At 72.0% G+C, this 7445-nt stretch carries 3 protein-coding genes; 1 reads left to right on the forward strand and 2 read right to left on the reverse strand.

The genetic code is table 11. From position 1 onward, the window contains the following. The first annotated feature begins 73 nt into the window (after nt 1-73). Nucleotides 74-2551 carry a cation-translocating P-type ATPase gene (locus tag ACZ4LX_RS36315; RefSeq protein ID WP_467651273.1) on the forward strand — a complete coding sequence of 826 codons (2478 nt, stop codon included), beginning with the start codon at nt 74-76 and terminating at the stop codon, nt 2549-2551. A gap of 25 nt (nt 2552-2576) precedes the next feature. Here the strand turns inward: ACZ4LX_RS36315 and ACZ4LX_RS36320 are convergent, their stop codons facing one another. Continuing rightward, nucleotides 2577-3320 (reverse strand): calcium-binding protein, encoded by a 744-nt coding sequence (locus ACZ4LX_RS36320; RefSeq protein WP_467651272.1) that lies wholly within the window; start codon nt 3318-3320, stop codon nt 2577-2579. 221 nt (nt 3321-3541) lie between these two features. Then, a complete protein-coding gene (locus tag ACZ4LX_RS36325) occupies nt 3542-6748 on the reverse strand; it encodes a sacsin N-terminal ATP-binding-like domain-containing protein (RefSeq protein ID WP_467651291.1) in 3207 nt (1068 codons plus the stop codon). Between the last annotated feature and the right edge of the window lie 697 nt (nt 6749-7445).

Raw genomic sequence — 7445 nt, forward strand, 5'->3', positions numbered from 1 at the left:
TCGTCTCCTCCCCCGGTCTGATCTTCGGACCCCCGGCAGGTGAACGTGATGTTCCGCCCGTACCGTCGGAACCATGACTCAGCGGGCACTCGACCCCTCAGGGGATGAGCCGAACAGATCACCCATGCCTTCCGGACCCGGGCGGCCGGTGAAGATCGACGCCGGTTCCGAACTCGATCCGGTGCACCCGGTCGGCCTGCCCGCCGCCACACGCGGGCTGACCGCGGCCGAGGTGGCCGAGCGGATCGCCCGCGGCGAGGTCAACGACGTGCCCGTGCGCTCGTCCCGGTCCGTGACCGAGATCGTCCGCGCCAACGTCTTCACCCGGTTCAACCTGATCATCGGCGTGCTCTGGCTGATCATGCTGTTCGTCGCGCCGATCCAGGACAGCCTGTTCGGGTTCGTGATCATCGCCAACACCGGCATCGGCATCGTGCAGGAGTGGCGGGCCAAGAAGACCCTGGACAGCCTCGCCGTCATCGGCGAGGCGAAACCCACGGTGCGCCGGGACGGGGTGGCGGCCGAGATCTCCACCTCCGAGATCGTCCTCGGCGACCTCATCGAACTCGGCCCCGGTGACAAAGTCGTCGTGGACGGCGCCGTCGCCGAGGCCGACAGCCTGGAGATCGACGAGTCGCTGCTCACCGGCGAGGCGGACCCGGTGCTGAAACGGGCCGGTGACCACGTCATGTCCGGCAGCTTCGTCGTCGCCGGCGGCGGGGCCTTCACCGCCACCAAGGTCGGCCGCGAGGCCTACGCCGCACAGCTCGCCGAGGAGGCCTCCCGCTTCACCCTCGTCCAGTCCGAGCTGCGCAGCGGTATCTCCACCATCCTCAAGTACGTCACCTGGATGATGATCCCGACCGCGATCGGCCTGATCATCAGCCAGCTGGTCGTCAAGGACAACAACATCAAGGACTCGATCGCCCGTACCGTCGGCGGCATCGTTCCGATGATCCCGGAGGGGCTGGTTCTGCTCACCTCGGTCGCCTTCGCGATCGGTGTCGTACGGCTGGGGCGCAAGCAGTGCCTCGTCCAGGAGCTGCCCGCCATCGAGGGTCTGGCCCGGGTCGACGTCGTCTGTCTGGACAAGACCGGCACGCTCACCGAGGGCGGCATGGACGTGTCCGAGGTCCGCGCGCTGAACGGGACGGACGAGCCGTATCTGCACCGCGTCCTGGGCGCCGTCGGTGCCTCCGATCCGCACCCCAACGCCAGCCTCCAGGCCATCATCGACGCCTACCCGGCCGACGGTGACCGGCCCTGGAGCGTCGCGGACGCCCTGCCGTTCTCCTCCGCCCGCAAGTACAGCGGCGCCGCGTTCGACGAGGGATCGGGGCAGAAGTCGTCGTGGCTGCTCGGCGCCCCCGACGTGCTGCTGCCCGAGGCCGACCCGGCGCTCACCGAGATCGAGCAGCTCAACGAGCAGGGCCTGCGGGTGCTGCTGCTGGCCCGGGTGCACGGCGAGCTGGCCGACCCGGAGACCGCCGCCGGAGCCGTACCGAGCGCGCTGATCGTCCTGGAGCAGCGGCTGCGGCCCGATGCCGGGGAGACCCTCGCCTACTTCGCCGACCAGCGGGTCGCCACCAAGGTGATCTCCGGGGACAACGCCGTCTCGGTCGGCGCCGTCGCCGCGAAGCTCGGGCTGCCGGGTGCCGAGCACACCCTGGACGCGCGCAAACTGCCGACCGACCCCGACGCGATGGCCACCGCGATGGAGGAGAACGCGGTCTTCGGCCGCGTCACCCCGCAGCAGAAGCGGGAGATGGTCGCCGCCCTCCAGTCACGCGGCCACACCGTCGCGATGACGGGCGACGGGGTCAACGACGTCCTCGCCCTCAAGGACGCCGACATCGGCGTCTCGATGGGCTCGGGCTCGGAGGCGACCCGGGCGGTCGCCCAGATCGTGCTGCTGAACAACAGCTTCGCGACGCTGCCCTCCGTCGTCGCCGAGGGCCGGCGGGTCATCGGCAACATCACCCGGGTCGCCACCCTGTTCCTGACCAAGACGGTCTACTCGGTGCTGCTGGCCGTCCTGGTGGTCTGCTTCCAGGTCGAGTACCCGTTCCTGCCCCGGCATCTGACCCTGCTGTCGACGCTGACGATCGGCGTCCCGGCGTTCTTCCTCGCCCTGGCCCCGAACAAGGAGCGGGCCCATCCGCACTTCGTGCGCCGGGTCATGCGGTACGCGATCCCGTCGGGCACCATCGCGGCGATCGCCACCTTCGCGATGTACCTGATCGCCCGGAGCCACTACTCCGGTACGGGTGCGCTGGACGCGGAGACGAGCGCGGCGACGCTCACGCTGTTCCTCGTCTCGATGTGGGTCCTGGCGATCATCGCCCGCCCCTACACCTGGTGGCGGATCTGCCTGGTGGCGGCCATGGGCCTGGCGTTCCTGATCGTGCTCGTGGTGCCGTGGCTCCAGGACTTCTTCGCCCTGAAGCTGGTGGGGACGACGATGCCGTGGACGGCGGTGGGCATCGCGGTGGTGGCCTCGGTCGCCCTGGAGTACGCCTGGCGCCTGGTGGGCCGGCGCTTCCCGGTGTAGGAGAGCGCCGGCCACCGCGCGGAGGCTACTTCACGTCGACGAAGTCACCCGTGGAGTTGACGGCCGGGGTGGAGGCCGTACCGGCGAAGCTGTAGCGCCAGTAGCCGTCGACCGAGGCCTTGACCGTGGTCTTCAGGGTGCCGGTGCTGCTCGTCCTGACGGTCTTCAGCGTGGTCCAGGTCTTGCCGCCCTTCTTGAGGAACTGCAGCTTGACCGGCTGGTTGGTGTAGCCGTGGTACTTGAAGTCGTCCCAGTTGGCACGCGCCAGCTTGCCCGTGACGGTGATGGTCTTGCCCTTCTTCACCGGCTCGGGGGCGGCGTTGACGGTCTGCGACGCGGCACGCTGGAACTTGAACGTGCCGGCCTTGTCCTTCCAGTTGTAGTCGCCGTCCTTGGCGTCCGCCCAGACGTTGACGTACCAGGTGCCGGCGATGTCGTTGGAGTACGGCAGGTCGACCTTGGGATCGACGGTGAACGACGCGGTGCAGGTGCTGCCGGAGCAGCGGGTGCTGTCCGGGGAGAGGTAGCCGAACGAGGGACCGACGAGCTCGATGTCGATCGCCTTGATGCCGGAGTTGTCCTTGGCGGTCACCGCGACGGTGAACTTCTTGACGAGGCTGGTGCCGACCACCACGTTCTTGCCACCGTTGACCGTCACCTTGGTGATCGCGGTGTCGCCGTAGTGGCCGTTGGCCTGGGCCGCCGGCACGGCGAGGGCCACCAGGGCCAGAGCACCGACGGCGACGGTCGCGGAGGTACGCATACGCATGTGTTTCCCCGTGGGAAAGGGCCCCTGGCGCGCAAGCGCACCTGTGGGGCCGATCGGTCTGCTGAGTCAGTTGACTCGACAGACCAGACCCGGGACAGGCGTGAAGGGTTGTACGGGAATCTGAAGATTCTGCGAAGATCTTGTCCGGGATGGTCCTGGGCCCGCCCCGGACGAACCAGCGGCCCAGCCACCCCAGTTCGAACCAGCGGACCCGGGCCGCCTCAGTCGAACCAGCGGTCCCGGGCCAGTTCCTCCGTACGGGACGGATCCTCCAGCAGGGCAGCGACCTCGAAACGGCGCGGCCACTGGCCGGCCGCCCACGCCAGGCCCGCCGCGACGCCCTCCACGGTCGAGGCGTGCACGGCACCGTCCGGGGTGCGCCGCCAGTCCAGTTCGACACCGCCCGCCCGGAGTTCACCGTGCTCCGTGTACGTGTCCGGGGTGCCGGGACCGAGCAGGACGCGAACCGGATCCGGGACCTGGTGCTCCTCGCCCTCGGACGTCACCTCCGCCTCGACGCTCTCACCGAGCCGCCGCACCTGGAACAGCTCGGCCAGCTCCGCCGCGCTCGCCGGGGCGACGGGCAGGAGCGCCACGCCCCCGGACAGCGGCAGCAGGTCCGGGGCGTCCGCGATCATCGCGTCCGCCGCGTCGACGACCCGCACCTCTCCGTCGACGACGGCGCGCAACTCGTCCGGCAGCGTGACCTGTTCCGGGTCGAGCTCGGCCAGCGCCGTGTACAGGGAGTGGAGTTGCACGGGACCGACCGGGCGGTCCCCGTCCGCGAGCCGGCCGAGGAGCTCGGCCGCCCCGCCCGGCTCCTCCAGCAGAGCGGCGACCGAGGTCCGTACGCCGAGGGCGCGCAGCACCTGCGCGTCGTCGAAGCCGGTCGCGTCGGCGGAGTCGTACAGGCCGTCCAGCCGGGGATCACCGCCGTGGGCTCGCAGACCGGCCGGACGCCGGCCGTCCAGCACCGGGTGGTCGCGCAGCCACCAGGCGGTGTACGGGCGTACGGACTGCGTGGTGCCGTCCGGGAGCAGCACCCGCACCGGCTGGGTCAGGGCATCCCGCAGCGGCGGCTTGGCGAGGAGCGCGAGCGCCTGCGGCCAGGCGTCGTCGTCGACGAGGTCGAGATCGCGTACGGCGACGATCTCGGTCGCGACCGGGGGCACGGGGGTGTCCGGGAGCTGATCGAGGATGTCCTCGCACCACACGTCGACGGCGTCGAGGAGCCCGGCGTCGTCGGGTTCGGCGAAGTCGCTGTCCCGGGGCTCCAGCTCATCGGGATCCAGCACCACGTCGGTGGCCCGGACGAGCGCGAAGGTGGCGAGCACCCCGAGGGCGGTGAGCGGCTGCTCGCCCCATCGCTCTGCCAGCTCCGCGTCGCAGAAGGCCAGCTCGCCCTCGCGCATGACGGCGGCGAACGGACTTCCGGGCAGCACCAGTTCCCCGGCCGGAGCGAGCTCGCCGTCCTCGTCGGGCACGGCGAGCGCACCGAGCCAGGGCTCGTCGCCGGGCGCCAGATCGGCGTCCCGGACCAGGGTGAGCACGGTGTCCACGAGCTCGTCGCCGTCCAGCGCGTCCTCGTCCCAGATATCGCCCGCATCCAGCGAACCGGCGACGGCGGCCCGCACCTGCGGGGTCGTCAGCACGGCGCGCGGGGTGGCGGGCAGGGCGCCCAGCTTCTCCAGGAGCGGGTGCGCGGCATCCGGATGGGCGACCTTCAGCCCGAGCCGGCCGAGCCGGTCCAGGACCGGTCCGGTCAGCGCGTCGGGCATCGGGAGCAGGACCTGGCGGGGGCCGATCGTCGTCCGCGGAACAGCCGGGGCCTCGGGGTCCGCCCCCTGGGACGCCGCACCGGCGAGCGGCACCGGAAGACCGGAGAGCCGGTCCGGCTCGACACCGGCGAGGCTGTCGTACAGCCGCCGCCACCAGCCGGGTTCGCGCTCCAGCCCCGCGAGCCGGTCGATCGCCTCGGTCAGCGGCACCCGGGCGACTCCGAGCGTACGCAGTTCGACGCGGCGCTCAAGACCGGCGGGCAGCAGACAGGGAAGCACCTCGGCCAGCACCGCGACCGTCCCGGCGCCGACGCCCTCCAGCACCTCGGCCTCGATGGGCCGCAGCGCGGTGGTGGCCTTGCGGGCGCTCCCCGTGCCCGCGTCCCAGTCGTCCCACCGGTCGGGCTCGGCGGCGGGGTCGCGGGGGGAGGCCGGTTCCAGGAACGCGACGCGCGGCAGCCGCTCCAGCACGGCACCCCGCAGCGCGCCGTCCAGTTCGCCCTTGCCGAGCGGCCCCGGTACCAGGCCGATGGTGGCGACGGTCACCGGCTGCCAGTCGGCGAGCAGTTCCGCGTACGCGTCGGCCGCACACCGCACCAGGAAGTCGGTGAGCGGGCCGGGCGCGGGGTGCCGACGGGTGGTGTCCAGCGGCAGCGAGGCGATGAGCAGCGCCGGAAAGCCCAGCGGTTCGTCGGTGGGGGTCGGGGCGTGCACGACGGGGGCGGTACGGGGGTGGACCGGGGCGCCCTCCTCGTCCACGGGAACCGCCCAGGTCACCGACCAGTGCGGGCGCAGCCGTTCCTCCAGCGGACGGTCGGCCAGCAGCGCGGGCTCGACGGCGCCGTGCCGGGTGACGGTGCGCCAGCGGTTCGTACCGTGCGCGGAGTCCTCGACGTGCGTGTACGGGCCGTGCTGCGAGCGCCGCAACGTCCGTACGGTGTCCGGCGTTTCGATGACGATCTCGTCCAGGCCGGTCAGGGTCAGGAGGAGGGCGTCGTCGATCGCGCCGAGCAGCCGGCCGACGAGGTCCCCGGCGGCGCCGTCGCGCAGCGGCAGGACGACGACGGTGTCGTAGCCGTCGGGCGCGGTGCCCTCGGCGGGCAGCGGGAGGCGCAGCAGGGGTACGTGTCCGTCGCGGCGGCGGAGCTCGTCGCCGAGACCCGGACTGCCGATGGCCGCCTCACGGGCGAGGTCGCGGGCCTCGGCGAGGGACCAGCGCACGCCGCCGTGCCGGCCGACGACGGCCGGCTCGTCGCTCACCGCGAGCACGGCGGCGAACCCGACACCGAACCTGCCGACGGCCCCTTCATGGCCCTCCCGCTTGGCGGAGGCCCGCAGGGTGGACAGCGACTCCACGCCGGCGGCGTCCAGGGGCGCGCCGGTGTTCGCGGCCGCGAGGACGGCCGGGGCGATCTCGGTCGCCGGGTGCAGGGTCAGCCGGAGCCGTCCGGGCACATGGGCGCGGGCGGCGGCGTCGGCGGCGTTCTGGGCCAGCTCGACGACGAGTCGGTCTCGGTAGCCGCCGAGCGCGAGGTCCTCCTCGGCGTTGGCGTCCTCACGAAAACGGGCCGGCCCCGCGCCCCAGGCATCGAGCACGCCGCGTCGCAGCCGCGCGGTTCCGAATGGGTCGGCCCCCTCGGTCGCCATGATGCTCACGCTGTGACTCCCTCGTCCGTTGTCCGTTAATCCGGTTGCGCGTACCCCGCGCTGCCCAGTGTGCGCCCCTCTGGGGGCGGGGTTCCTTGACCTTGCCCCGGTCCGGGGTCGGGGGTTCCGTCCTCAATCGTCGGACGGGCTTGATGCGGGTGCTCCGTGGGGTGCGTTCTGTCCGGTGGGTGGGGGTGGGGTCCCTCCGGGGCGTCTCCTCAGAAATGGCGTGTTCACCCGGGAACGCGGCAGTACCCGGGTCGTACGCCATTTCCTGCGGGGACCCCCTGCACGCCCCCACCCAGCCCTCGTCAGCGCCTGCACCCCGGCAGGACGACCCCGCAGACAGAAGGACAACGGCCCTGCGACTGGTCGCAGACGCATGGCGGGCGGGTTCGGGGCCGTGCAGGGGAGTCCCCGCAGAACGACGAACAGATACCCGGGTCCCACCGCGTACCAGCGGAACGTTCGTCGTTCGAGGAGACGCCCCGGAGGGGCACCGGACCCCCACCCACCGGGGCAGGGCGAACCCGGCAGCACGGAGCACCCGCACCCACGGGGCGACCCGCACCAACCAAGCCCGTCCGGCGATTGAGGACGGAACCCCCCGTTATGTTTTCCACGGCTCCGCAACGGGGCCGCTGGCCTCCGGGCCCGGCATGACTTGGTCCCCCTGTCCGAGATGACCTGGGGGGTGGTG

The organism is Streptomyces sp. NPDC026062 (assembly GCF_055568375.1).

Bases quoted from the DNA above. Each gene is read 5' to 3' on its own strand.
- ACZ4LX_RS36315 (WP_467651273.1), top strand. From the start codon at position 74: ATGACTCAGCGGGCACTCGACCCCTCAGGGGATGAGCCGAACAGATCA.
- ACZ4LX_RS36320 (WP_467651272.1), bottom strand. From the start codon at position 3,320: ATGCGTATGCGTACCTCCGCGACCGTCGCCGTCGGTGCTCTGGCCCTG.